Raw genomic sequence first — 24504 nt, 5'->3', positions numbered from 1 at the left:
CTCGAATGTGGGAGTAGCGGTTCGTTCCAGTCAGCTCGCATATCCGTTCAAGGTTCCCTTCAAGTCCGCCAATACGGCACGGGCGGCAGTCATCCCGTTTCCGTTCCAGATTTCGTCTTCAGCGACGAACACACGCCGGTCGGTGGCGGCGGCGAGGTCCTGCCACTGGTCGCTCTTCATGATCTCGGTGCCGTAGGTACGGCCGTTCGGCCCGTCGAAGAGTACGTAGATCAAGTCACCTTCGGCGGCGCTGAGATCGTCGGCCGGAATCGGTGCTGTGGTCGCATCGGTCAATCGCTGCGCCGGTGGGCGCCGGACGCCGACGTCGCTGAGGATCTGTCCGGCGAAGGATGCGGGACCCTCGATCTGCAGGTCCTTCGAACCGAACCGAACCACTGATGCCTGCGTCTGTGATGCATTCAATGCGTCGCCGAGTTGCACGACGTCCTGCTGGTAGCGGTCCAGCTCCGTCGCAGCCGCGGACGAACGGCCAAGTGCCTGGCCGGCGAGGGCGAACTGCGCTTTCCAGTACACGGGATCCGCGCCGGCGAACACGGTGGGGGCGATGGCGTCGAGTTGCCCGTACAAACCGTCGGACGCCGGACTGGACCCGAGGATCAAGTCCGGCGCGGCGGCCTTCACGGCGTTGACGTCGGGTGCGCTCACGGGGCCGACGCTCGGAATCTCCGAGATGCCGAAACCGAGGTACGACGGTTGAGGCGAGTCGACACCGGTCGCGGCGCCCACTACCCGCTCCCACAGACCGAGGGCGCACACGGCGTCCATCGAGACGCTGTCGAGGACCACGATCCGTTGGGGATCGGAAGGAACCTCGGTTTCACCCGCAGTGTGTACGACTCGACGCTTCACCCCGGGGCCCGCTCCCGGGTCGGCTTGCGTCGGCGTCGGGCACGCGGTGGCGGTGTCGCGTTCGATGCCCATCACGCCGGCACCGGCGATCGACGTAGTGGTCCGGACGATGGTGCTCGCGGGATCGTCCGACGAGTCGGACGAGCAACCACCGAGGACGAGCATCGTGGCGGCGATCCCCAGGATCGAGACACGACGAATGGACGTGCGGGCGGACGTGCGTGAGAGAACAGACGTACGTGAGAGAACAGACAAGTCGACGGCTTCCTGTGTGAGCGGGCGCCGTTCAGGTTAGCTGTTCGACTCAGCTGTTCTGCTTGTCCATCTCGAACGTGTCCGAGAGGTCGTCGAGGATCATGTGGGCGCCCTGGATGCTGACCGGCGACATCCAACGTGAATCGTCCACGTCGACCTTGCGTCCTCGAAGGGTCTGCCACAGCGGGCTCTCGAGGAACGGCTTCGCAGCTTCGGCGCTCTTGCCCTCGGCGTCCTGCCAGGTGCTGATGAAGATGACGTCCGCGTCGGCTTCGTTGATTAGCTCGGGGCTGATCTTCATCATGATGTTTCCGGCATCGGCGGGGTCAGGTCCCTGGTTGTCCGGGCGCTTCAATCCGGCGTCCTGAAGGACGATGCCGCTGAACGAGGTGGTGCGGTAGAGGCGTGCCGTCGGTTCACCGGCGAATCGGACTACCGAGATGACCGGGTTGTTCGCCTTCTCGTTGATTTCCTTGCCGACGGTGGCTGCGCGGGTTTCGTACTCGGTGATCTTCGCCTCGGCCAGTGACTCCTTGCCCAGCGCTTGACCGACCAGGCGGATGTTGTCCTTCCACGTCGGGCCGGTCGTCTGAGTGAAGACGGTGGGTGCGATCGCGGACAGTTGTTCGTAGTTCTTCCCGTCGCGGACCTCGGCGGAGATGATGAGGTCTGGCTGCAGTGCGGCGATCTTCTCGAGGCTTGCACTGCTGACCGTGCCGACCGAGACGGCGTCCGCGGCGAATTCCTCCCGCGAGGATCCGAGGTAGTCGGGCAGACCGGGCTCGCGGTAGTCGACGTAGCCGACGAGCGGGGATTCGAGGAGAAGGACGGCGTCGGTGAAGCTGTTGTCGAGCGCGACGATCCGCTGGGGTGCTGCCGGGATTTCGGTGCTTCCACGGAAGTGTTCGATCGTGCGGGGGAATGCGCCCGACTCGGTCGAGGTGGTGGTTGCAGCGGGCTCGTCGTTACTTGAGCAGGCTGGAACGACCAAGGCGATCGAGGCTGCGACGGCTACCAGCGCGGCGCGGCGGGGAAAGAATTTCACTGAATACTCCTGAGGTGAGTTAGGCGAGGGTGACCTTATCAGTGGAGGAGATGGCCGAAAACGGACACCGGCCGAATTCTTCGACGGGTACGACACGCCGATTCGGATGTGGGTTCGGACTCCCGAGGGAACATAAACCGCAGGTCGTTCGTTTGGTGCCCCCAAAAACGGATGCTCGAGTACGACGCAGAGTAGGACCGGGTCGCGGTGCCTCGGAGTCACGGTCTACGATTCGATGAGCGCAAGCCAGAAGCCGTTGTCCGCAGCCCGGGCGACGGACCCTGCGGGCGCAACCAAGGGCTCTTTGACGGAGTCTGCGGAGCGACCAAAGGCACATTCAGGAGGATCAGTGACTGCCGTAGCGCCCCAGCCAGTCCCCACGATAGCGCCGGCCAGGCCTTACCCGCCGCGGCAGGGACCCAAGGGCTCATTCATTTTCAAGATGATCACGACCACCGATCCCAAGGTGCTCGGAATCATGTACTTGGCGACTTCCATCGCCTTCTTCCTCATCGGTGGCCTCATGGCACTGATGATGCGTGCCGAACTTGCTGTACCCGGCATGCAGTTCCTTTCCAACGAACAGTTCAACCAGCTGTTCACCATGCACGGCACGATCATGCTGCTGCTGTACGCGACCCCGATCGTCTTCGGCTTCGCGAACTACATTCTTCCGCTCCAGATCGGTGCACCCGACGTCGCGTTCCCGCGTCTGAACGCGTTCAGCTACTGGCTGTACCTGTTCGGCGCGATCATCACGACGGCCGGATTCGTCACGCCCGGTGGCGCAGCAGACTTCGGTTGGACGGCATACACGCCGCTGACCAGCGCGCTGCACAGCCCCGGCGTCGGCGCCGACCTGTGGGTCTTGGGTCTGGCTGTCGCCGGCCTCGGCACCATCCTCGGTGGCGTCAACATGGTCACCACCGTGATTTGCCTGCGCGCACCCGGTATGACCATGTTCCGCATGCCGATCTTCACCTGGAACATCTTCATCACCAGCATCCTGATCCTGCTGGCGTTCCCGCTGCTGACCGCTGCATTCATGGGCCTGTTCGTCGACCGCCATCTCGGTGGACACATCTTCGACCCGGCAACGGGCGGTGTGCTGCTGTGGCAGCACCTGTTCTGGTTCTTCGGTCACCCCGAGGTGTACATCATCGCGCTGCCGTTCTTCGGCATCGTCTCGGAGATCTTCCCGGTCTTCAGCCGTAAGCCGATCTTCGGCTACAGCGGCCTGGTGTACGCAACGTTGGCCATCGCCGCTCTGTCGATCGCAGTGTGGGCTCACCACATGTACGCGACCGGCGCTGTTCTCCTGCCCTACTTCTCGTTCATGACGTTCCTGATCGCCGTGCCGACAGGTGTGAAGATCTTCAACTGGATCGGCACGATGTGGAAGGGGCAATTGACCTTCGAATCGCCGATGCTGTTCTCGATCGGCTTCCTGATCACCTTCCTCTTCGGTGGTCTGTCGGGCGTCATCCTCGCGAGCCCGCCGCTCGACTTCCACGTCACGGACAGCTACTTCGTCGTCGCCCACTTCCACTACGTGGTCTTCGGTACGGTCGTGTTCGCCACGTACGCCGGTATCTACTTCTGGTTCCCGAAGATGACCGGCCGCATGATGGACGAGCGCCTCGGCAAGTGGCACTTCTGGACCACGTTCGTCGGCTTCCACGGCACGTTCCTCGTCCAGCACTGGCTCGGTGCCGAAGGTATGCCGCGTCGTTACGCCGACTACCTGCCCTCGGACGGGTTCACGGTTCTGAACTCGGTGTCCACGATCTTCGCGTTCGTACTCGGTGCCTCGACGCTCCCGTTCATCTGGAACGTCTTCAAGAGTTACCGCTACGGCGAAGTGGTCACCGTCGACGATCCGTGGGGCTACGGAAACTCGCTCGAGTGGGCGACAACCTGCCCGCCGCCGCGTCACAACTTCACCGAGTTGCCGCGCATCCGCAGCGAGCGTCCGGCCTTCGAGCTGCACTACCCGCACATGGTGGAGCGAATGCGCGCAGAAGCGCACGTCGGCCCCGGTCACGGTGGGAAGAACGCCAGCACCGTGCTCGAAGATGCTCGTCACGAGCCGCTCACAGTCGGGGACGAAGGCGACCCCGGCACCGACAGCCGCTCCTGAGCGAAGTAACACACTGAAGTAATCAGCGAAGGCCCCGCCCGAGTAACGGGTGGGGCCTTTCGCTTGGCACAATAGTGACGATCAAGACGCGAACGAAGAAACGATCGGAGTTTTCGGTGGGTGCCTCTGACACCACTGTTCTGGTGACTGTGACCGGGCCGGACCGCCCTGGCGTCACCTCGGTACTGTTCGCGGCGCTGTCGCGGCACGATGTGCGTCTGCTCGACGTGGAGCAGGTGGTGATTCGAGGTCGACTGACACTCGGCGTCATGGTGGCCTGCCCGAACGATCCCGAAGCCCTTCAGGAAGAGCTCGAACAGGCGATGGCGACGGTCGGAATGAACGTCGACATCGAAATCGGTGCCGATCCAGGTCGACCTGCAGTGTCCACTCACGCGGTCGTTGTTCTCGGCAGCCCCGTCAATGCCCGCGCAATGCGCTCGGTAGCACGCGAACTCGCGAAGCAGGGCGCCAACATCGACTCCATCCGTGGTGTCGCCGACTATCCGGTCACCGGCCTCGAACTCAGCGTCAGCGCAGCCGATACTGTCGACGGCGACGCGAAGCTGCGTACCGGACTCGCCGAGGTCGCCGCTCTCGAAAACGTCGACATCGCAGTCGAGCGCGCAGGACTGGCTCGCCGGGCCAAGCGTCTGATCGTGTTCGACGTGGACTCGACGCTCGTACAGGGCGAGGTCATCGAGATGCTCGCCGCGAAGGCCGGCGTCGAGGACGAGGTCCGCGCCGTCACCGAAGCTGCGATGCGCGGCGAGATCGACTTCACCGAATCACTGCACCAGCGTGTGGCGACACTCGCCGGTCTCGACGCGTCCGTCATCGACGAGGTGGCAGAGAGCATCGAACTGACGCCGGGGGCGCGCACCACGATTCGCACCCTGCGCCGCCTCGGATTCCACTGCGGCGTGGTGTCCGGCGGTTTCCGCCAGGTCATCGAAGGCCTCGCACACGAACTCGAACTGGACTTCGTGCACGCCAACACCCTCGAGATCGTCGACGGCAAGCTGACCGGACGTGTGATCGGTGAAATCGTCGACCGCGCCGCGAAGGCCGTTGCGCTGCGCAAGTTCGCCGATCAGGTCGGTGTGCCGATGGAACAGACTGTCGCCGTCGGTGACGGTGCCAACGACATCGACATGCTCAACGCCGCGGGACTGGGTGTGGCGTTCAACGCCAAGCCCGCGTTGCGGGAGGTCGCGGACGCGGCTTTGTCGCATCCCTTCCTCGATGCTGTGCTGTTCATTCTCGGTGTGACCCGCGACGAGGTCGAGGCTGCGGACGCCGTCGACGGTGGCGTACGACGCGTACCGATTCCATGAGTTCCGATCCAGCAGTCAGTTCCGATCCCGATTCTCGCTGGCGCGAGCGCCACGCGGTGTTGGCCGCTGGGTACGGTGGGCGAGACGATCCCGCGGATCCGGCACTGGTGTTGGCGATGCCGATCATTCTCCACATCCCGAAGGCAGACCCGCCGAAGCGCACTGCACTGCTCGAGGCTGCCGCAACGGCGGCAGTGGCGCTGTGCCTGGACGAACGCGTCGGGTTCACCGAAGACGGGGAGCCCGGCCCGTGGCACGAGGACTATTCGGCGTGGGTGGGTGCCCGGATCCGGAAAGTGTCTCGCCGAGCGCGTGGAGCCCAATGGCTCGCCGCGCAAGAGGTGCCGGGAATCACCGTCGACGTGGATGGCGCCCAGGCGCGGGCTCTGGTTCCCGGACCGGTCGGAGAACTGGACCCGCGAATCAAGAAGTTGCAGATCGGTGGCACCGACCTGGAGCACGACGAGCCTGGCCAGCCCGAGCCCGGTCTTCCGGTGCTGTGGATCGACTCGGAGCTCGAGATGACGGTAGGCAAGGCGTCGGCACAGGTAGGGCATGCCTCGATGTTGTTGGCAGCGGCCATGTCCGAGAAACAGTGCTGGGTATGGGCGCAGAACGACTTTCGCTGCTCGGTACGCGACGCAAGTCCGAAACAGTGGGCCGAGGCAGTAGACCGATTGAAGCGGTCGGAGGCTGTCGCGGTTCGTGATGCGGGCTTCACGGAAGTGGCACCAGGCTCCATGACAGTCATTGCGGTTCCTTAGAGACCTAACCGACCAGTCCAGTATCGACAACTTGGCTATGGATGAACAGTCCAGTGGCCTTCAAGATAGTCGAGTGTTGATACGGAGATTCGCCTCGCTGTTCGTTGGTCTGTGGTTGTACGGCTTCTCGATGGCCATGATGATCACAGCCGGCCTCGGACTGGACCCCTGGGATGTGTTCCATCAGGGCGTGGCCGAGCATGTTTCGCTCAGTTTCGGCGTGATCACTGCGATTACCGGTGCGGTGGTACTGCTGCTCTGGATTCCGATCCGTCAGCGGCCAGGGTTCGGCACGGTCGCCAACGTCGTGGTCATTGCAATCTCGGTGGATACTTCACTGGCCTTCTTGCCGGTCTTTGATTCCATGCCAGTTCGCGCCGCGATCATGGTCGCGGGAATCCTCCTCAACGGACTGGCCAGCGTTCTCTACATCGGGGCAGGCATGGGGCCGGGTCCCCGCGACGGGTTGATGACAGGACTGGTGGCGCGCACCGGCTTGTCGGTCAGGCTCGTGCGTACCAGCATCGAAATCGCGGTCCTGGCTACCGGATGGCTCCTCGGTGGAACGGTTGGCGTCGGAACAGTGTTGTACGCCTTCGGGATCGGGCCGACCATTCAATTACTGATCAAGGTGCTGCCGGATTCCATGACAGCAGCGGTTACCGGCGGACGTGTCACGGAACGTAAGGCCAAGACCGTGGGTCCGGTCAATGAGATCTCCGTGCCGACGGGAACTTCGGCCGTGGAGGCAGGTTCGCCGGTCGGTGACGCCGAATCGAACGATGCAGTCAATGTGCCGTCGAACCATTCCGGAGTGCCGACGGTGACCTGAACCGGTCCACCGGAATGCAGGATCAGGAGCCAACTGTCGTCACCGAGTGGGCGCCCGGTCCGAGTGTGAGACCGAACGTCGGCTCCGTCGATCCAGGCCTGCAGCGTTCGGTGACTCTCGTCGTACCATGCGGTGTCGTCGAACTCGACGCCGGCAGCGTCGAACCAGACGAGGTCCGGGTGCTCCAGTCTTCTTCTGCCTTCGAAGAATTCGGGCTGACGCAACGCCGGTGCCGCTCGGCGTAATCCGAACGCTCGGGAGACGAACTGCACCAACGACTGATCGGCCGCCGTCCAGTCCAGGGCCCACGAATCGGCCGGGGAGGCAAGTGTGGGAACACAATACGCGTTGTTGTTTCCGCCGAGACTGTGGCCGAACTCGTCTCCGGCGGTGAGCATCGGTGTGCCTGTCGACAGCACGAGCGTGGCCAGTAGCGCCCGTACCTGACGTGCCCTGGCGTCCTGAATCTCGGGATCGGTGCTGGGGCCTTCGATTCCGTGGTTGAACGAATCGTTGTGATCGGCGCCGTCACGATTGTCTTCACCGTTGGCTTCGTTGTGCTTGTGGTTGTACGCGACCAGATCGGCGGCGGTGAACCCGTCGTGCGCTGTGACGAAGTTGATCGACGCCCATGGGCGACGGCCGCTGCCGGCAAAGATGTCCTCGGAACCGGCGAGGCGCGACGCGACCTTCCGGACGCTGGAGCCGCCGTTCCAGAACTGGCGAATAGTGCTGCGGTACTTGTCGTTCCATTCCGACCATTGGAGTCCGAAGTTTCCGACCTGGTAACCGTCGGCAGTGGCATCCCACGGTTCGGCGATGAGCTTGCACCGGGTCAGTACCGGATCGGAGGAGATGGCCGACAAGATGGACACCCGCTGGTCGAAGCCGCCGCCGCGCGGCCTACCCAACGCGCTCGCGAGATCGAATCGGAAGCCGTCGACACCCATTTCGGTGGCCCAATAGCGGAGGCTGTCGGTGATCATGCGGACGGCGATGGGGGAGCAGGCGTCGACCGTGTTGCCGCACCCGGTCAGGTCGATGTCGCGGCCGTCGCCGTCGAGAAGGTAGTAGCCGGGGCCGTCCAAACCTCGCCAGCTGACACTGATTCCGTCGACACTCTGCTCGCAGGTGTGGTTGTAGACGACGTCGAGGATGACCTCGATGCCTGCCGCGTGTAGTGCGTCGACCATGATCCGGAACTCGGTGACTTCGCCGCCCGAAGTTGCCGCGTATCCGGGATGCGGGGCGAAGTACGACGCCGTCGAGTATCCCCAGTGGTTGCGCATTCCTCGCTCGCGGACGCTCTGTTCGGTCAGAAACGCCTGTACGGGAAGCAGTTCCACGGCGGTGACGCCGAGTGAGACGAGGTGATCGATCACGGCCGGTGCCGTCAGGCCGAGGTACGTTCCGCGGTGGGCGGCGGGTACTCCTGGATGACTGGCGGTGTACGCGCCCACATGCAGTTCGTAGATCACGCTTTCCTCCCACGGCGTCTCGAGGCGGGCTCCGGCGGGCACGAGGCCGGGAGTCACCACGGACAGCGGCACGTGGCCGAGCGAGTCGAGGGTAGACGGGTCGCCGAAAGGATCGTCGGCGTACGACAGGAGGGCACGGTGGTCACCGAGTTCCCCCTCGATGCGGCACGCCCACGGATCGATGAGCAGCTTGTGTGGGTTCAGTCTCAGTCCGGCGCGCGGATTCCACGGGCCGCTTGCCCGAATTCCGTATCGCTGCCCCGCACCGATCCCGGCGATGATCCCGTGCCAGATTCCGTACGTGTGTTGCCGGAGTTCGACGCGATCTTCGTTTCCGTCCTGGTCGATCAGGCAGATCTGGACGCTCGACGCAGCTGGTGCGTGGACCGCGAACTGGGTTCCGGAGTCCACGATGTTGGCTCCGAGTGGGAACGGAGACCCGGGCGTCGGGGTGTGAGTTTCGATGAGAGGCGACACGCAAGATGATCCTGCCGTGAACGGCCGGAGAATGTGCGGGAAGATGTTCGGGTGCCGCTACCTGATCCAGATCTGCTCATCGATTTCGACAACGTACTCATCCGTCGGGGAGGGTCCACTCTCGTGGGGCCCGTCACCTGGAAAGTGGAGCTGGACGAGCGATGGGTGGTGCTCGGACCCAACGGTGCCGGCAAGACCTCGCTGCTGCGCATCGCGGCGGGTGAGACTTTCCCGACCAGTGGTTCGGCCCACCTCCTCGGCGAAGTTCTCGGCAAGGTCGACGTCAACGAGTTGCGCCCGCGAATCGGTTTGTCCTCGTCGTCGTTGGCGAACCGCGTGCCCGGCGACGAGAAGGTCAGCGACCTCGTCGTGTCGGCGGGCTACGCCGTTCTCGGTCGGTGGCGCGAGGAGTACGAATCCATGGACACCTCGCGCGCTGTGGAGATGCTCGAAAGCCTCGGCGCCGAGCACCTGGCGGATCGCACGTACGGGACGCTTTCCGAAGGCGAGCGCAAGCGCGTCCTCATCGCGCGAGCCTTGATGACCGATCCCGAACTTCTTCTCCTGGACGAGCCCGCCGCCGGGCTCGATCTCGGTGGACGTGAGGAACTTGTGGCCAGACTCGCCGAACTGGCTGCCGATCCGGACGCCCCGGCTACCGTTCTGATCACCCATCACGTCGAGGAGATCCCGCCGGGATTCACTCACGCACTCCTTCTCAAGGAAGGTGAGGTCGTCTCTCAGGGCCTTCTGGACGACGTCATCACCGCCGAAAATCTGAGCGCGGCATTCAGCCAGTCCATCAGCCTCGACAAGGTGGACGGCCGATACTTCGCGCGCCGCGCGAGGCCGTCAGGAGCTCATCGCGCGTGAGCTTCAGTGGGACCTGAAATGCGTTCCAGATCACAGATCGCGTAGGTTCGCGAAGCATGGCTAACGAGAATGCAAACGCTGTCCCCGAGCCCAAGGATGCGTCGACCGTCATCTTGGTGCGCGATGCCGAATCCGGGATCGAGATCTTCCTGCTTCAACGAGTACAGGGGATGGCGTTTGCCGGGGGCATGACAGTCTTCCCCGGCGGCGGCGTCGACAAGTCCGATGCGACGGCAGAGGTCGAGTGGGCCGGACCGTCGGTCGAGTGGTGGGCCGAGCGGTTCAGCACGGATGTGGCTCGGGCGAAGGCTCTCGTCTTGGCTGCGGTGCGGGAAACGTTCGAGGAGTGCGGCGTTCTGCTCGCCGGACCGACCGCGGACACCGTCGTCGCGGACACGGCCGGCTACGCACAGGACCGAGTAGCTCTCGAAAAGCACGAGCTGTCGTTCAGCGATTTCCTGAAGAAGGAGAACCTGGTCCTGCGAACGGATCTGCTGCGGCCGTGGGCGAACTGGATCACGCCGGTGGGCGAGACCCGCCGCTACGACACGCGCTTCTTCGTCGCAGCGTCACCGACCGGACAGATCGCGGACGGGGTCACCTCCGAGGCCGCCGAGGTGCGTTGGCAGAGCCCGCAGGACGCGCTGGCGCATTGGCGGGAGGGTGGCAGCATCCTGTTGCCGCCGACGTGGAGTCAGCTGACCGAATTGGCCAAGTTCAGTTCGGTGGCGGAGATACTCGCAGCCGAGCCGGAGATTCCCGTCATCCTGCCTACGTTGATCACCGACGAGGAGACTCTGCGCGTCGAGTTCCCGAATCAGGACGGTTACTACGTCGCCGGGCCGCATCCGTGGTCGGTCAAGGCGGCAAAGTAACCTCTCGATCATGGCTGAATTTGTGACTCTCGAGGTTTCCGAAGGCATCGGCACCATCCGTCTGGCGCGCCCGCCCATGAACGCTCTGAACCGTCAGGTCCAGGACGAGTTGGCTGCTGCCGCACACGCTGCGACCGTCGACAAGGCAGTCAAGGCCGTCATCGTCTACGGCGGCGAGAAAGTCTTCGCAGCCGGTGCCGACGTCAAGGAAATGGCCGAGATGGACTACGGCCAGATCCGTGACGCGATCGGCGGCATGCAGGCCGGGCTCGGCGCCGTGGCGTCGATCCCGAAGCCGACCGTTGCCGCGATCACCGGATACGCACTCGGTGGCGGACTCGAAGTTGCACTCTCGGCCGATCGCCGGATCGTCGGAGACAACGCCAAGCTCGGAGTTCCGGAGATTCTGCTCGGAATCATTCCCGGTGGCGGCGGAACGCAGCGCCTGGCTCGTCTGATCGGACCGGCCAAGGCCAAGGATCTGGTCTTCACCGGCCGTTTCGTCGGGGCTGACGAGGCGTTGGCCATCGGTTTGGTCGACGAGGTCGTCGCTCCCGACGACGTGTACACCGCCGCTCGCACGTGGGCCTCGCAGTTCGTCGGGGGAGCGTCACGTGCGTTGGCTGCTGCCAAGGCAGCCATCGACGAGGGTCTGAACACCGACCTGGAATCCGGGCTCAAGATCGAGCAGCATCTGTTCGCCGGATTGTTCGCGACCAAGGATCAGGCGATCGGCATGGAGTCGTTCATCGCCAACGGTCCGGGCAAGGCCGAGTTCACGGGCGAGTAGGCTCCCCTAAACTAGAACTTGTTCATCTCTTACCAGCGAGTAGGATAGCCGCCATGACAGCCAGCCCGAATGACGACGCAACCGTCACGCCGCCCGCCGCTACCGACACCTCGGTAGTCGACCCCGCGCCGCGGCCGCACGCCACGGCCGAAGAGGTCGAGGCCGCTCGTAAGGACACCAAGCTCGCCCAGGTGCTCTACCACGACTGGGAAGCCGAAACCTACGACGACAAGTGGTCCATCTCGTACGACGAGCGCTGCATCGACTACGCACGTGGTCGTTTCGACGCCGTCGCGGGCGATCAGCCGCTCCCGTACGAGCGCGCCCTCGAACTGGGTTGCGGCACCGGATTCTTCCTCCTGAACCTGATGCAGGGTGGAGTCGCCAAGACCGGTTCGGTCACCGACCTCTCGCCCGGCATGGTCAAGGTCGCACTGCGCAATGCAGAAAGCCTCGGCCTTCCGGTCGACGGCCGTGTTGCCGATGCCGAGACCATTCCGTACGAGGACAACACCTTCGACCTGGTCGTCGGCCACGCCGTGCTGCACCACATTCCCGACGTCGAGAAGTCGCTGCGCGAGGTCCTTCGTGTCCTCAAGCCCGGCGGCCGTTTCGTCTTCGCCGGTGAGCCCACGACTGTCGGTAACTTCTACGCCCGCTGGCTCGGCCGCGCGACGTGGGAAGCAACCACACGCGTGACCAAGCTGCCGTTCCTGGCAGATTGGCGTCGCCCGCAGGAAGAGCTCGACGAGTCCTCTCGCGCAGCAGCGCTCGAAGCAGTCGTCGACATCCACACGTTCGACCCCACCGACCTCGAGAACATGGCGAAGTCCGCGGGAGCCGATCAGGTCCACGCTGCCACCGAGGAATTCGCCGCGGCGCTTCTCGGATGGCCGGTCCGTACCTTCGAAGCAGCTGTTCCGCCGGAGAAGCTCGGTTGGGGCTGGGGACGTTTCGCTTTCGGTGGTTGGAAGACGCTCAGCTGGGTCGACGAGAAGGTGCTCCGCCACGTCGTTCCTCGCGGATTCTTCTACAACGTCATGATCACCGGCGTGAAGCCCGGCAACTGAATTGGGTTATGACTTCACCCTCGGCGACGTCGACTATCTCGGAAGTGATTCCGGCGTAGCTGCCTTGGCCGAGGTGGATCAGCTCGAACTGTCCACGCGTACGCGTCTGGCCGACATCGGCCGGGCGCGTACGCGTTTCGGTGATCACATGCCTGCGCTCGTGGACACCGTCCTGCTTCGACGCAAGGCCGTTACGAAACTGCCCGGCAGTGATCAGTGGTTGTTCACGGACGACGCGATGCAGCAGGCCACTCCCGGTGTTGTGGCGGCGCACCGCGCGCAGCGTCTGATCGGGCGCGACGTCCACGACGTGACGTGCTCAATCGGCGCCGAACTGCATGCCTTGACCGGAGTTGCGCATCGCGTGATCGGCAGCGACATCGATTCCGTTCGCCTGGCGATGGCACAGCGCAATGTGCCGAGCGCAGCGTTGTTGCGGGCCGACGCGCTCCGCCCGACGACACGCGACACCGTCGTACTGGCGGACCCCGCCCGGAGATCGGGCGGTCGCCGCACTCACGATCCGGCAGCGTTGATGCCGCCGCTACCGGACCTCATCGAGGCGTACTCCGGCCGTGATCTCGCGGTGAAGTGTGCTCCCGGACTCGATTTCGACAATCTGGGCTGGGACGGGGAAGTCGAGGTCGTCTCGCTCGACGGCGGCGTCAAGGAAGCATGCCTGTGGTCGACGGGACTGGCCGAGTCCGGCGTCACGCGTCGAGCTTCGGTGCTTCGCTCCGACGGGAGCGGGTGGGCGATCACCGACGCCGAGGACGACGTGATTCCGGAGCAAGCTCCGGGGGAGTGGATCATCGACCCGGACGGAGCGGTAGTGCGAGCAGGCCTCGTGCGCCACTACGCGGCCAGACACGGCCTCTGGCAGCTCGATCCACGCATCGCTTATCTGACCGGTGACAGCGTCCCTGAGGGAGTTCGCGGATTCCGGATCCTCGAGCAGATCAAGTACTCGGAGAAACTGCTCAAACAGACACTGTCCAAGCGGGACTGCGGTGTGGCCGAAATTTTGGTGCGAGGAGTCGACGTCGACCCGGCAGTGCTGCGTCCACGGCTCAAGCTCAAGGGCTCGCTTGCACTGAGCGTCGTGATCGTGCGGATCGGACGATCGGCGTCGGCCTTCATCTGTGAGGCGTCCCGCTAGCTCACTTGAAGACGAACAGCTCACCGATTGCGCTGGGCGTCAACACTTCGCCCTTGGGGCCGATCGAGGTGCCGACGGTGAAGCCGACTGCTCCCGGCAACGTGTCCTGATCCACCGTCTCACCGGTTTCGGTGTCGAAGGTGATCAGGCTCAGTCCGTTCTCACCCTCGCGGACGACGGTGTATCCGGTGTTGCCGGCGGTCTGAGCCGGAACGCCCAGTTGCAGAAGGTCTTTACGTTCCCAGGCCAGTTCGGCGTGATCTCCCTCGTCGCGCACGGCAAGGAGGTGGCCCTTGTCGCCGCCGGCGGGAATGATCAAACCGTCGTCGGACGTCGAGGCACTACCGGCCGAGTTGAAGCCGATGTCGTAACTCCACCTGGTGTCACCGGTTTCGGCGTTCACTGCCCAGAGAGATCCGTTGTTGTCGGTGGCGTACACGGTCTTGCCGTCCTTCGACAGGTCCGGGCTCGACGCAGTCCCACCGGGAAGCGCGTCGGTGGACCACTCGCGGGCGATGGACGGATTGTCGCCGCCCGTGTACTTCATGGCGACCAGATCGGCTGCCTGAGAACTGGGTCCGTAGAAGGTGAAGTAGAACTTGCCGGTGCCCAGGTCCACTGCCGGCGTATTGGCCACCGGGCAGCCGGACGTGCCGAGGAAGCACTCGTTCAAACCCTTGTTGTCGGGAATGAGTTCTGCATTTGCGCCCTGGTCGATCGACGGCGGCGGGATCAGGTCGAACGACGGAACCACTTTGGCGCCGGTCTGCGGGTCGAGCACGTTGATCTGACCCAATTGGGTGATGAACAACAGGTTTCCGTCGCCGGTGAACTGCGACGAGAGAGGAGTGCCCACAACGAGCGTGCGCCAACGCAATTGACCAGTCTCGGTGAAGGACATCATCGCGCCGCTCTCACCGACGTAGACATTGGTGGCCGTGTCGACGACGGGCGTCGAGGCGACGACTCCGTCGTTGAGTCGAGCGCACCACTTCTTGCGACCCGTATCCATCTGGAACGAGAAGAGATTGCAGCCGTTCTCGGTGCGGGCGGTGACGAAGCTCTGGCCGTTCGCGGCCACCGAGGCGTACGCGGCAACCGGACCGCCGAGAGGGCGTGACCATGCGAACTCGACATCGCGTGATCCGGTGACCGGGCTCGTGTCGCTGTTGCGGGCGTCGGCATGCATGGCCGGCCAACCCGCCGACGCGTACCGGTCCACCCGTCCGTCGTCGCTGCCGCAACCGGCGATCAGGGCCGCAGCGATCGCCGTCGACACCATCACGGACGACCGTAGGACCCGCCGCATCACAATCTCCCTGCCTTCACTTGATCAAGAGCCCTCGGTAACTGCACAAGCCCGGACCAGAGACTATCCCGACCGGGGCAACGTGACGGGGCACACCCCGAGGGTCGGTGAGTCGGCCCCACGTAGGCTGAACACTCATGACGAGCATGTGGGGCGCACCGTTGCGCACTCGATGGCGGGGATCACGCCGAGGCGACAGCGATCAGGCCAAGTTCTTGACGGTCGATTCCCTCAAATGGGTTCTGGCGAACAAGGCGTACACACCCTGGTATCTGGTGCGGTACTACCGTCTCGCCAAGTTCAAGATGGCCAACCCGCACGTGATCCTGCGTGGCATGGTGTTCCTCGGCAAGAACGTCGAAATCCATTCGACCCCGGACCTGTCCCGCCTCGAGATCGGGCGCTGGGTACACATCGGCGACGGCAACGCGATCCGTTGCCACGAAGGTTCGCTGCGCATCGGCGACAAGGTCGTCTTCGGCAAGGACAACGTCGTCAACACCTACCTCGACATCGAAATCGGTGCGTCGACGCTCGTAGCCGACTGGTGCTACATCTGCGACTTCGACCACCGCATGGACGACATCAACACACCGATCAAGGACCAGGGCATCGTCAAGGGCCCCGTCCGTATCGGCCCGGACACCTGGGTGGCAGCGAAGGTCACCGTGCTGCGAAATACCCGCGTCGGACGCGGTTGTGTCCTCGGTGCGCACGCCGTCGTCAAGGGAGACATCCCGGACTACAGCATCGCGGTCGGCTCGCCCGCGAAGGCGGTCAAGAACCGCAAGTCCGATTGGGAAGCCGGCGCTGCCGATCGTGCAAAGTACATCGCGGCGCTCGAGGACATCGCACGCAAGAAGGCTGCTGCGGACGCTGCCGACGCGTCGTCGACGTCGTAGCTCACTTTTTGGCAGAACCAGCGATTACTTTCGGCGCCGCCACCGGTCTGTATCGGTATCGGCGCCGAAAGTCTGCGCCGGTGAAAGGAGTGCCGACATGAGCGAACAGACACCCGAATGGGTCGTGGCGCAGCGCCGCGAACTGGTGGGATTTCTCGAAGGCCTGAGCGCGGAGCAGTGGAACGCGCCGGCCCTGTGCGACGGGTGGCGGGTCCGCGAAGTGATCGCGCACATCACCATGCCCTACCGATACTCGGCGCCGCGATTCGTCGTGGAAATGGTCAAGTCACGCGGAAACTTCAACAAGATGTCGAATCGGCGAGCGCTCGCCGACGCGTCGGAAGTCGGTGAGCAACAACTGCTTGCCTCGCTTCGCGACAACGTCGCACACCCGTGGAAGCCGCCGGGCGGTGGCTTCGAGGGCGCACTCTCACACGACGTGATTCACGGTCAGGACATTCGCGTGGCACTCGGCGACGACTACGTGGTGCCCGAAGACCGGCTCACTCGTGTGCTCAGCGGACTCTCGCCCAAAACCGTGAAGTATTTCGGAACTGACCTCGACGGCGCTCGGTTGCGCGCCGACGACCGAGACTGGACGTACGGTGCCGGCGCCGAGGTTCACGGAGCGGCGCAGGACTTGTTGCTGGTGTTGTGTGGCCGGATGTTGCCACCAGGCCATCTGCTCGGGGATGCGAGTTCTCGCTTCACCGCGCCCCTCCCGACCCGCTGAGGTCAGCGCTTCAGCGACCAGGGAGCGGCCGCTCGGGAATCTGCGGCCGCGCCAACGGCTGCCGCACCCGACGCTTTGCGCCCGCGTAGACGTGAGCAGTCTCCTCGGCGACCTGATGCCAGTCGAAGTCCGACGTCAGGCGTGCCCGGGCGGCCACTGCCCGTTCCTGCGCCCCGGCGGGATCGTCGAGAACCTCGCGGACCGCCGAGGTGAGCCCGGCGATGTCACCCGGTTGGAACGACATCCCGGTCACCCCGTCGACGACGGCTTCGCCCAGTCCGCCTGCGGTGGACGTGATCAGCGGCGTGCCGGCTGCCGCCGCTTCGAGGGCGATGATCCCGAACGGCTCGTAGCGCGACGGCAGGACGATGGCGTCCGCTCCGTGCAGCCAGCTGAGCAGTTCCGTGTGATCGAGGTTGCCGAGAAAGTCCACTGCCCGCGCGACGCGATGTGTGCGCGCCTGTTGGTAGAGCCAGGTGAACTGGGTGCCTTCGCCCGCGATCGCGAGGGTCGTGCCGGGGTGGCTACGACGGATTCGGGGGAGTGCCGCGATAGCGTCCTGCACACCCTTCTCGTATTCCAGGCGGCCGACGAAGAGGAGTTTCGGCGGCCCTGACCGCGGGCCACGTTCGCGAAAGTTCCACGTGGTCACGTCGATTCCGTTGCGGATGACAGTGATCGGCGGCAGCGTCGGACCGTAGAGTTCGGTCACTTCTTCCTGCATGGACGCCGAACAGGTTATGAGAGAGTCGGATTCGTTTGCCAGCCACCACTCGACCGAGTGGACCTGGCGGTTGATGCGTCCGGAGATCCAACCGCTGTGGCGACCCGCCTCGGTGGCGTGAAGGGTGGAAACCAGTGGGACGTCATAGAATTCGGCCAATGCGATCGCCGGATGTGCGACCAGCCAGTCGTGTGCGTGCACGACGTCCGGTTGCCAGCCCTCGCCCACTCCTGGCTTGTGCAGCGCCATCCCGGCACGGACCATCGCGTGACCCATCGCGAGGGTCCACGCGAGCATGTCCTCGCCGAAGACGAAGTGTGCCGGGTCCTCGGCCACTGCGACGACCAGTACGCCTTCGGAGATGTGCGTGACCGTCGGGTGCGTCGACGCATCGGTGCCGGAGGGGCGGCGCGAGAGAACCACGACTTCGTGGCCTGCAGCCGCAAGCTCGGTGGCGAGATGGTGGACGTGTCGGCCGAGGCCGCCGACAACGACCGGTGGGTACTCCCACGAGACGATGAGAATCTTCACGACGCGCTCCCGTTCACCAGTTCTGTGTCAGGCAGACGGCGAGCATCCAGCCCCGGGAACAATCCGTCGGCGCGATTCCAGCCTTCGGCCAGCCGCTCGGCCACGGCATCGCGGCCGGAAACGAGCGCTTCGGAGATTTCCCGGGTCGCGTGGGCGTGCTTGTGTGCGCGTTCGCGGGCGTACCCCGCGGCCGAATCCTTGCTCACCATGAATGCCCAATCGCTCGAAACTGTCATCAGTGTCTCGCGAAGGACCTGATCGTTGACCCGGTTTCGCAGTTCCGGTCGGCCGGGTGCGTTGTCGCGGCCGCGAGACTTGTCCACGGTGGTGAGGGCGGTATCGACCACCTCGGAGTTCAGTTGCACGAGGTCGGACACCTGATCGCCGGCCCATACGCGCCAGTCCTTGCCCGATCCCCAGGACGAATCCTCGAGCTGAACGGGTTCGCCCACGTATCCCGATTCCTTGGCGTCGGCGAGGGTGCCGACGCGAATTCCGGCTTCCGGAAGCGCGCGCAGGAGTTTTTCGAGCCACTGCGGGCCTTCGTGCCACCAGTGCCCGAACAGTTCGGTGTCGAATGCTGCGACCACGAGGGCGTCGCGGCCGATGCGGGTGGATTCACTGCGCAGACGCGCCCGAACGGTTTCGACGAAGTCGGCGACATGCTTGTCGACGGCGGCGGCGGCGAGTTCGGGGTCGTACGGCAACTTGTCGGCGGAGTCGACGGTCCGTCCGGTGACCCGCGACGGCTTGAGGCCCGTCTCGTGGTCGTAGGTGTGGAAGTCGCGGTAAGCAGCGTGACCCGGATATCCGGATTTCGGGGACCAGACGCGGTAGCTGACCTGCAGGTCGCGGCCGAAGGCAACCACGTCGGATTCTCGAACCGGGCGACCGAGGGACGTGTCGCCGCGCAAGGCGGGACCGTCGACCATGAAGTGGGTGACGCCCGCTTCGGCGTACCCGCGCTCCATGCCCGGGGTGTACCCGCACTCGGGCCCCCAGATCCCGGTCGGAGTGTGGTTCCACCGGGCATGCGCGTCGGCGAGACCTTCGCGGAGGGAGAACGCACGCAAGCGAGGGTCGAGCAGCGGTTGGAACGGGTGGGCCAGCGGCCCGCCGAGAAGCTCGAAGGCCTCGCGGTCGATGAGGTCGCGGAACACGGGTGAGGCGCCGTGCTGCCAATGAGTCTCGAAATCTTCGAGAGCCGCTGCGGACGCTCGGTGTTCGCGCGCTCCGAGTTCGCGGTGCGCTGCGTCCGGCATGCCGGCGGCCTCGTGTGCACGGATCTGCCAGTTGCCGAGCCAGTGATGCATACCGGCGAGGCAGTGGGGATCGTCCAACTGGGCCGCGAGCACCGGCGTGATTCCCAGCGTCAGCAGGTGCGATCGGCCCTCGTCGGCCAGGCGTCGTAGCGCGGCGGCGAGCGGAATGTACGACGCAGCCCAGGACTGGTAGATCCATTCCTCGCCGACGGGCCATCTGCCGTGGTTGGCGAGCCACGGCAGATGGGAGTGCAGAACCAGGGCGAACATCCCCGGTTCGGTGACGGGTGTTGCGTTACTCACTCGCCGGATTCCTTCACGGCAGTTTCTTTCACGGCGATAGCGACGAGGTCGAGGCTGTCGTCGATGTCGGGTTCGCTGATGCTGAAGTCGTCGACGGTGATGCCCTCGACGTCGCGGGTGAGATCTTCGGGCCAGGGCTCACCGGCCAACGCGCGGTCGATCTGCGCGTTGATGAACGATCCGCCGTGCTTGGCGTCGAGTTCCTGCAGACGTGAACCGTGGTGGACGCCGGTCATCAACTGAACGCGGAATCCGGCGTCTTCGAGCAATTCGGTCATTTCGGCGGCGTTGAGCTCACGAGTGTGGAAAGGGTTGAGCGGCGTGTCGCGGCCGGGGGAGAACGTGATCCGGTTGGGGGTACTGATCAGAAGTTCACCGCCGGGGGCGAGAACTCGGAAGCACTCGCGCAGGAACTGACCCTGATCCCACAGGTGCTCGATCACCTGGAAATTGACGACGACGTCAACCGAGTTGTCGGCCAGTGGAAGCTCGGCGAGGTTGCCGTGGAGCATCTCGACGCGGGGGTAGCGCGCACGAACGTGTTCGACCGCGGAGACGTCGTAGTCGAGGCCGGTAACCTTCGTTGCGACGTCCGCAATCATGTTGGCGCCGTAGCCTTCTCCGGATCCGGCCTCGAGGACTCGGCGGTCCGTGCAGCGCTCCAGAAGTGCGCGGTACACCACTTCGTGGCGTCGGAACCAGTAGTTCTCCTCGGGGATTCCTGGCACGGTTCGTTCGCCCGTCAAGGGCAGGGGTGCGTCCTCGTGGTTGCTGACACTCGTTTCACTCACCCGTGCGAGATTAGTGCCATCCGGGTAGAACGTGTTCGCCGTGGTCCAGATCACTGCTGTCAATTCCTGTTCGTGCCGTTATGGTGGACGAGGTTCCACGTTAAGTTACCCACCGGTAACTTAACGTGGGGTAATCTAACGCACAGCCGACGTGAACCGAGAAATTCGCCCGTGGGGAGACCTGTCGGACTCTCTTTTCGGACGCTCGGACTGCGCGAGCACCACAGACGATTTATCAGGTGAATTACACACAGGAGGTCGACGAAGACCCATGACGAATATCGTTGTTTTGATCAAGCAGGTCCCCGACACATGGTCCGAGCGCAAGCTGACCGACGGCGACTACACGCTTGACCGTGAAGCCGCCGACGCAGTCCTCGACGAGATCAACGAGCGCTCCGTCGAAGAAGCACTCCTCATCAAGGAAGCTCAGGGCGGTGAGGTAACGGTGCTGTCCGCAGGTCCCGACCGCGCCACCGACGCTATCCGCAAGGCTCTGTCGATGGGCGCCGACAAGGCCGTCCACATCAACGACCCGGCACTGCACGGCTCCGACGCGATCCAGACCGCATGGACGCTCGCTGCTGCTCTCGGACAGATCACCTTCGAGAACGACGAGCCTGCCGACCTGATCATCGCCGGCAACGAGGCCACCGACGGCCGCGTCGGCGCTGTTCCGGCCATCATCGCCGAGTACCTGGGCATCCCGCAGCTCACGCAGCTGCGCAAGGTCGTCGTCGCCGACGGCAAAATCACCGGTGAGCGCGAGACCGACGAGGGCGTCTTCGGCCTCGAGGCTTCGCTGCCCGCGATCGTCTCGGTCACCGAGAAGATCAACGAGCCGCGCTTCCCGTCCTTCAAGGGCATCATGGCCGCGAAGAAGAAGGAAGTTCTCGTTTACACGCTGGCCGACCTCGGAGTCGACCCGGAGACCGTCGGAGTTGCCAACGCAGGCACCACCGTGACGTCCTCCACCCCGAAGCCCCCCCGTACCGCTGGTGAGCGCATCGCCGACGAGGGAGACGGTGGCACCAAGATTGCCGCTTACCTCGTCAGCAACAAGGTCATCTGATCGCGCCCTTCTAGACATCCAGCAGAAGAACTCAGGGAGAGTTAAGTCATGGCAGAAGTACTTGTGCTCGTAGAGCACGCAGAGGGTGCGCTGAAGAAGGTCAGCACCGAACTCATCACCGCTGCACGCGCACTCGGTGAGCCGTCGGCAGTTGTCGCCGGCCCCGCGGGCACCGCAGCAAAGCTCGCCGACGCTCTGGCAGCAGCCGGAGCCGAGAAGATCTACGTCGCCGAGTCCGACGACATCGACGGCTACCTCGTCACCCCCAAGGTCGACGTTCTCGCCGCTCTGGTCGAGTCCACCAGCCCGGCAGCAGTCATCACCGCAGCCGGCACCGAGGGCAAAGAGGTTGCCGGTCGTCTGGCCGCACGTCTGGGCTCCGGACTGCTGACCGACGTCATCGAGATCAAGGCTGACGGCACCGGCGTCCACTCCATCTTCGGTGGCGCGTTCACCGTCGAAGCCAAGGCCAACGGCGACGTTCCCGTCTACTCGGTTCGTCCGGGTGCAGTCGAGGCTGCTCCGCAGGCCGGCGCAGGCGAGCAGATCACCGTCGAGGTTCCGGCTCAGGACGAGAGTGCCGTCAAGGTCACCTCGCGTGAGCCCATTGTCGGCGGCGACCGCCCCGAGCTCACCGAGGCGTCGGTTGTCGTCTCCGGTGGACGTGGCGTCGGCAGCGCGGACAAGTTCTCCGTCGTCGAAGAGCTGGCCGATTCCCTCGGTGCTGCAGTCGGTGCTTCGCGTGCCGCTGTGGACTCGGGTTACTACCCCGGACAGTTCCAGGTCGGTCAGACCGGTAAGACGGTCTCCCCGCAGCTGTACATCGCGCTCGGCATTTCCGGTGCCATCCAGCACCGCGCCGGCATGCAGACGTCCAAGACCATCGTCGCGGTCAACAAGGACGAAGAGGCACCCATCTTCGAGATCGCCGACTTCGGCATCGTGGGCGACCTGTTCAACGTCGCACCGCAGCTCACCGAAGCTGTGAAGTCCCACAAGGGCTAAAAAGCACAAACTGCTGTGCGCCTTTATCAACCCCCCGCGGTTGATAAAGGCGCACAGTGCTTTATTCACCCGGCCTGCATCGGCATGTCACTTCGTCGATACCGAGACGCCGTTCGCGCTCGATAAACCTTGCGCATGACAATTACGTCAGTCCTTCGCTCCGCGAGTGACAATCTCGGCCGTGAGGTCGCCCAGCCGAGATATTCCCTGATCGTCTCCTCCGACCGCGAGCATCGTGTCGCAGCGCAGCGCCTTCGATACCGAGTGTTCGCCTCCGAGCCAGGCTTCTCCCTCCCGGCCTCGGCCGGGGTCTTCGAACTCGACGCCGACGGCTTCGACGAATTCTGTGATCATCTACTCGTTCGTGACAACATCACCGAGGAGTACGTCGGCTGCTACCGAATGCTGCCGCCGGATTCCGCTGCGGCGGCGGGTGGGTATTACACCGCAACCGAATTCGACATCTCCGCGCTCGATCCGGTGTCGAACAGGATCGTCGAAATGGGTCGCGCGTGCGTCGATCCCGCGCACCGCACCGGATCCGTCCTGAGCCTGATGTGGTCGGGCATCCTGCATTATCTCGAACTGACCGGATACGAGTGGGTGATGGGCTGCGTCTCCGTGCCCATCTTGCCGAGCCCCGATTCAATTGCCGGCGCCGATGTCCGCGGCGTCCGTGACTTCGTGATGAACAAACACGCCAGTCCGGGGTCGCGGCGGGTGACGCCACGAAACCCGGTGGTCCTCGGCGGTCTGACGCTCGACGAGATTGCCGCACCGGAACGCGTGACGATGCCGCCGTTGCTACGTGGCTACTTGCGGATGGGCGCGATGATCTGCGGGGAACCTGCTCACGATCCCGAGTTCGGTGTGGCCGATTTTGTTGCGCTGCAAGGCCTTCACTCCGCCAACAAGCGCTATCTGGAACGGCTGCGATCGGCGGCCGCCGCACACGAATCGGGGATCGGCTGATGACCGCGACGGTGCCGTACTGGGTGCCGACGAGCCCCTGCGGCGACGGGTGCCTACCTACGGACGCACCCGGTGTGTCGAGTATCACCGTGATGGCCCGCGGGGTCATGGTCGGCGCCGCACTGGTGACTGCGCCGGTGCTCTCCGCTGGCTGGCTGCTCCCGCGCACCTGGCGTACGGAGATGCAACGCGGATACTCGCGCGCGTTGCTGCGTTGTCTGGGAATGAAGCTCACGGTCGACGATCAGCGATTGGGGCGCGCCGAACCGGCGGGCGTGATGGTTGTCGCCGGTCACGTGTCGTGGACCGACGTCCTCGTCGCGAGTGCCGTTGCCCCGGCCAACTTCGTCGCCCGTGCCGACCTGCTCGACTGGGCAGTGCTCGGTGGTCTCGCGCGCCGGATGCGCGTAGTGCCCATCGATCGCGCCCGACTGCGTGAACTTCCCGGAACCGTCGACGTCGTTCGCGAACGACTTCAGCGTGGTGTCCGCGTAATGGTGTTTCCCGAGGGAACGACCTGGTGCGGGCGGGCGTACGGAGGTTTTCGCCCGGCGATGTTCCAAGCTGCCGTCGACGCCGAATGCCCGGTTCAGCCGATGGCGATCCGCTACGAGAACGCCGACGGTTCCCTGTGCACCGGACCGTGCTTTGTCGGCACCGAAACTATCGGTCAGTCCATCCGTCGGATCCTGCGTCAGAAGAACGTCGAGGTGAAGGTCAGGCTGGCTCCGCTCGAGGAGGCAGGGGAGTGTCGAGTCGACCTCGCGCAGCGATGCGAGAGAGCCGTACGTGGCGTCGAAACCATCGATTTGGCAGCTCACGACATCTTCGACCCCGCACCGGAACTCGTGACACAAGCCGTGGGACAAATCGATACCTCCCCGGCAATGACCGCTTAGCCTGCTGAGCGAGGCTGGGCGAACTCTCGTGCTGGG

Annotated in this window: 21 protein-coding genes and 1 pseudogene; 15 read left to right on the top strand and 7 right to left on the bottom strand. The window is 64.3% G+C overall.

What is annotated here, in order from left to right; genetic code table 11:
• Positions 1-30: 30 nt before the first annotated feature.
• Complete coding sequence (locus R4P70_RS16145) at positions 31-1125, bottom strand: iron-siderophore ABC transporter substrate-binding protein (RefSeq protein ID WP_214500023.1); 1095 nt, start codon at positions 1123-1125, stop codon at positions 31-33.
• 49 nt (positions 1126-1174) lie between these two features.
• Positions 1175-2170: an iron-siderophore ABC transporter substrate-binding protein gene (locus tag R4P70_RS16140; RefSeq protein ID WP_317831006.1), complete on the bottom strand. Its 996-nt coding sequence runs from the start codon at positions 2168-2170 to the stop codon at positions 1175-1177.
• Positions 2171-2519: 349 nt separating this feature from the next.
• Between R4P70_RS16140 and ctaD the strand changes: the two genes are divergently transcribed.
• The 4 genes from ctaD to R4P70_RS16120 all read left to right on the top strand — a co-directional run bounded on the left by ctaD (position 2520) and on the right by R4P70_RS16120 (position 7243).
• Positions 2520-4310, top strand: a complete 1791-nt coding sequence (gene ctaD / locus R4P70_RS16135) for a cytochrome c oxidase subunit I (RefSeq protein ID WP_020907234.1) — start codon at positions 2520-2522, stop codon at positions 4308-4310.
• 116 nt (positions 4311-4426) lie between these two features.
• On the top strand, positions 4427-5647 hold the full coding sequence (gene serB, locus R4P70_RS16130; RefSeq protein ID WP_020969288.1) for a phosphoserine phosphatase SerB: 1221 nt from the start codon (positions 4427-4429) through the stop codon (positions 5645-5647).
• Positions 5644-6411 carry a peptidyl-tRNA hydrolase gene (locus tag R4P70_RS16125; protein ID WP_080910890.1) on the top strand — a complete coding sequence of 256 codons (768 nt, stop codon included), beginning with the start codon at positions 5644-5646 and terminating at the stop codon, positions 6409-6411. Before serB ends, R4P70_RS16125 begins: the two co-directional genes overlap by 4 nt.
• A 37-nt stretch (positions 6412-6448) precedes the next feature.
• Complete coding sequence (locus R4P70_RS16120) at positions 6449-7243, top strand: YczE/YyaS/YitT family protein (protein ID WP_242459944.1); 795 nt, start codon at positions 6449-6451, stop codon at positions 7241-7243.
• Here R4P70_RS16120 and glgX read toward each other — a convergent pair.
• A pseudogene (glgX, locus tag R4P70_RS16115) lies at positions 7156-9198 on the bottom strand (glycogen debranching protein GlgX); the annotation flags it as partial. The gene R4P70_RS16120 and the pseudogene glgX overlap by 88 nt on opposite strands.
• A gap of 51 nt (positions 9199-9249) precedes the next feature.
• Here glgX and R4P70_RS16110 point away from each other — a divergent pair.
• From R4P70_RS16110 to R4P70_RS16090, 5 genes are read left to right on the top strand one after another with little or no spacing between them, the layout of a single operon-like run.
• Positions 9250-10071, top strand: a complete 822-nt coding sequence (locus R4P70_RS16110) for an ABC transporter ATP-binding protein (RefSeq protein WP_317831005.1) — start codon at positions 9250-9252, stop codon at positions 10069-10071.
• Positions 10072-10127: 56 nt separating this feature from the next.
• Positions 10128-10946 carry an NUDIX hydrolase gene (locus R4P70_RS16105; RefSeq protein ID WP_003944751.1) on the top strand — a complete coding sequence of 273 codons (819 nt, stop codon included), beginning with the start codon at positions 10128-10130 and terminating at the stop codon, positions 10944-10946.
• A 10-nt stretch (positions 10947-10956) separates the two neighbouring features.
• A complete protein-coding gene (locus R4P70_RS16100) occupies positions 10957-11736 on the top strand; it encodes an enoyl-CoA hydratase/isomerase family protein (RefSeq protein ID WP_003944701.1) in 780 nt (259 codons plus the stop codon).
• A 53-nt stretch (positions 11737-11789) separates the two neighbouring features.
• Positions 11790-12806: a class I SAM-dependent methyltransferase gene (locus R4P70_RS16095; RefSeq protein WP_003944733.1), complete on the top strand. Its 1017-nt coding sequence runs from the start codon at positions 11790-11792 to the stop codon at positions 12804-12806.
• Between the two features lies 1 nt (position 12807).
• Positions 12808-13965, top strand: coding sequence for a THUMP-like domain-containing protein (locus R4P70_RS16090; RefSeq protein ID WP_029255096.1), 1158 nt, complete (start codon positions 12808-12810; stop codon positions 13963-13965).
• Between the two features lies 1 nt (position 13966).
• On the opposite strand, the gene R4P70_RS16085 is transcribed toward R4P70_RS16090, so the two are convergent.
• A complete protein-coding gene (locus tag R4P70_RS16085; RefSeq protein ID WP_133728491.1) occupies positions 13967-15274 on the bottom strand; it encodes a PQQ-binding-like beta-propeller repeat protein in 1308 nt (435 codons plus the stop codon).
• Positions 15275-15411: 137 nt separating this feature from the next.
• On the opposite strand from R4P70_RS16085, the gene R4P70_RS16080 reads away from it, so the two are divergent.
• Together R4P70_RS16080 and R4P70_RS16075 are read left to right on the top strand one after the other, a co-directional pair.
• Entirely contained in the window at positions 15412-16176 is a 765-nt protein-coding gene (locus R4P70_RS16080; protein WP_003944741.1) for an acyltransferase, read from the top strand.
• Positions 16177-16273: 97 nt separating this feature from the next.
• Complete coding sequence (locus tag R4P70_RS16075) at positions 16274-16909, top strand: maleylpyruvate isomerase family mycothiol-dependent enzyme (RefSeq protein WP_317831004.1); 636 nt, start codon at positions 16274-16276, stop codon at positions 16907-16909.
• 10 nt (positions 16910-16919) lie between these two features.
• On the opposite strand, the gene R4P70_RS16070 is transcribed toward R4P70_RS16075, so the two are convergent.
• Genes R4P70_RS16070 through R4P70_RS16060 form a run of 3 tightly spaced genes read right to left on the bottom strand, consistent with a single transcriptional unit; the run spans position 16920 to position 20520 of the window.
• On the bottom strand, positions 16920-18164 hold the full coding sequence (locus R4P70_RS16070; RefSeq protein ID WP_020907242.1) for a glycosyltransferase family 4 protein: 1245 nt from the start codon (positions 18162-18164) through the stop codon (positions 16920-16922).
• Complete coding sequence (locus tag R4P70_RS16065) at positions 18161-19696, bottom strand: glycoside hydrolase family 57 protein (RefSeq protein ID WP_021343881.1); 1536 nt, start codon at positions 19694-19696, stop codon at positions 18161-18163. The genes R4P70_RS16070 and R4P70_RS16065 overlap by 4 nt, the downstream gene beginning before the upstream one ends.
• Before the next feature lie 29 nt (positions 19697-19725).
• On the bottom strand, positions 19726-20520 hold the full coding sequence (locus tag R4P70_RS16060) for a class I SAM-dependent methyltransferase (RefSeq protein WP_317831003.1): 795 nt from the start codon (positions 20518-20520) through the stop codon (positions 19726-19728).
• A 271-nt stretch (positions 20521-20791) separates the two neighbouring features.
• On the opposite strand from R4P70_RS16060, the gene R4P70_RS16055 reads away from it, so the two are divergent.
• From R4P70_RS16055 to R4P70_RS16040, 4 genes are all read left to right on the top strand, one after another.
• A complete protein-coding gene (locus R4P70_RS16055) occupies positions 20792-21592 on the top strand; it encodes an electron transfer flavoprotein subunit beta/FixA family protein (RefSeq protein WP_019747906.1) in 801 nt (266 codons plus the stop codon).
• Between the two features lie 48 nt (positions 21593-21640).
• Entirely contained in the window at positions 21641-22597 is a 957-nt protein-coding gene (locus tag R4P70_RS16050) for an electron transfer flavoprotein subunit alpha/FixB family protein (RefSeq protein WP_003944698.1), read from the top strand.
• A 135-nt stretch (positions 22598-22732) separates the two neighbouring features.
• Complete coding sequence (locus tag R4P70_RS16045; RefSeq protein ID WP_029255099.1) at positions 22733-23569, top strand: GNAT family N-acetyltransferase; 837 nt, start codon at positions 22733-22735, stop codon at positions 23567-23569.
• Positions 23569-24468 (top strand): lysophospholipid acyltransferase family protein, encoded by a 900-nt coding sequence (locus tag R4P70_RS16040; RefSeq protein ID WP_020907246.1) that lies wholly within the window; start codon positions 23569-23571, stop codon positions 24466-24468. The genes R4P70_RS16045 and R4P70_RS16040 overlap by 1 nt, the downstream gene beginning before the upstream one ends.
• Positions 24469-24504: the final 36 nt, after the last annotated feature.

The sequence above is a fragment of the Rhodococcus sp. IEGM 1241 genome (genome assembly GCF_033142365.1).
GTDB lineage: Bacteria > Actinomycetota > Actinomycetes > Mycobacteriales > Mycobacteriaceae > Rhodococcus_F > Rhodococcus_F erythropolis.
The sequence above is the reverse complement of the archived record's forward strand: the minus strand, read 5'-3'. Positions and strand labels throughout refer to the sequence as shown.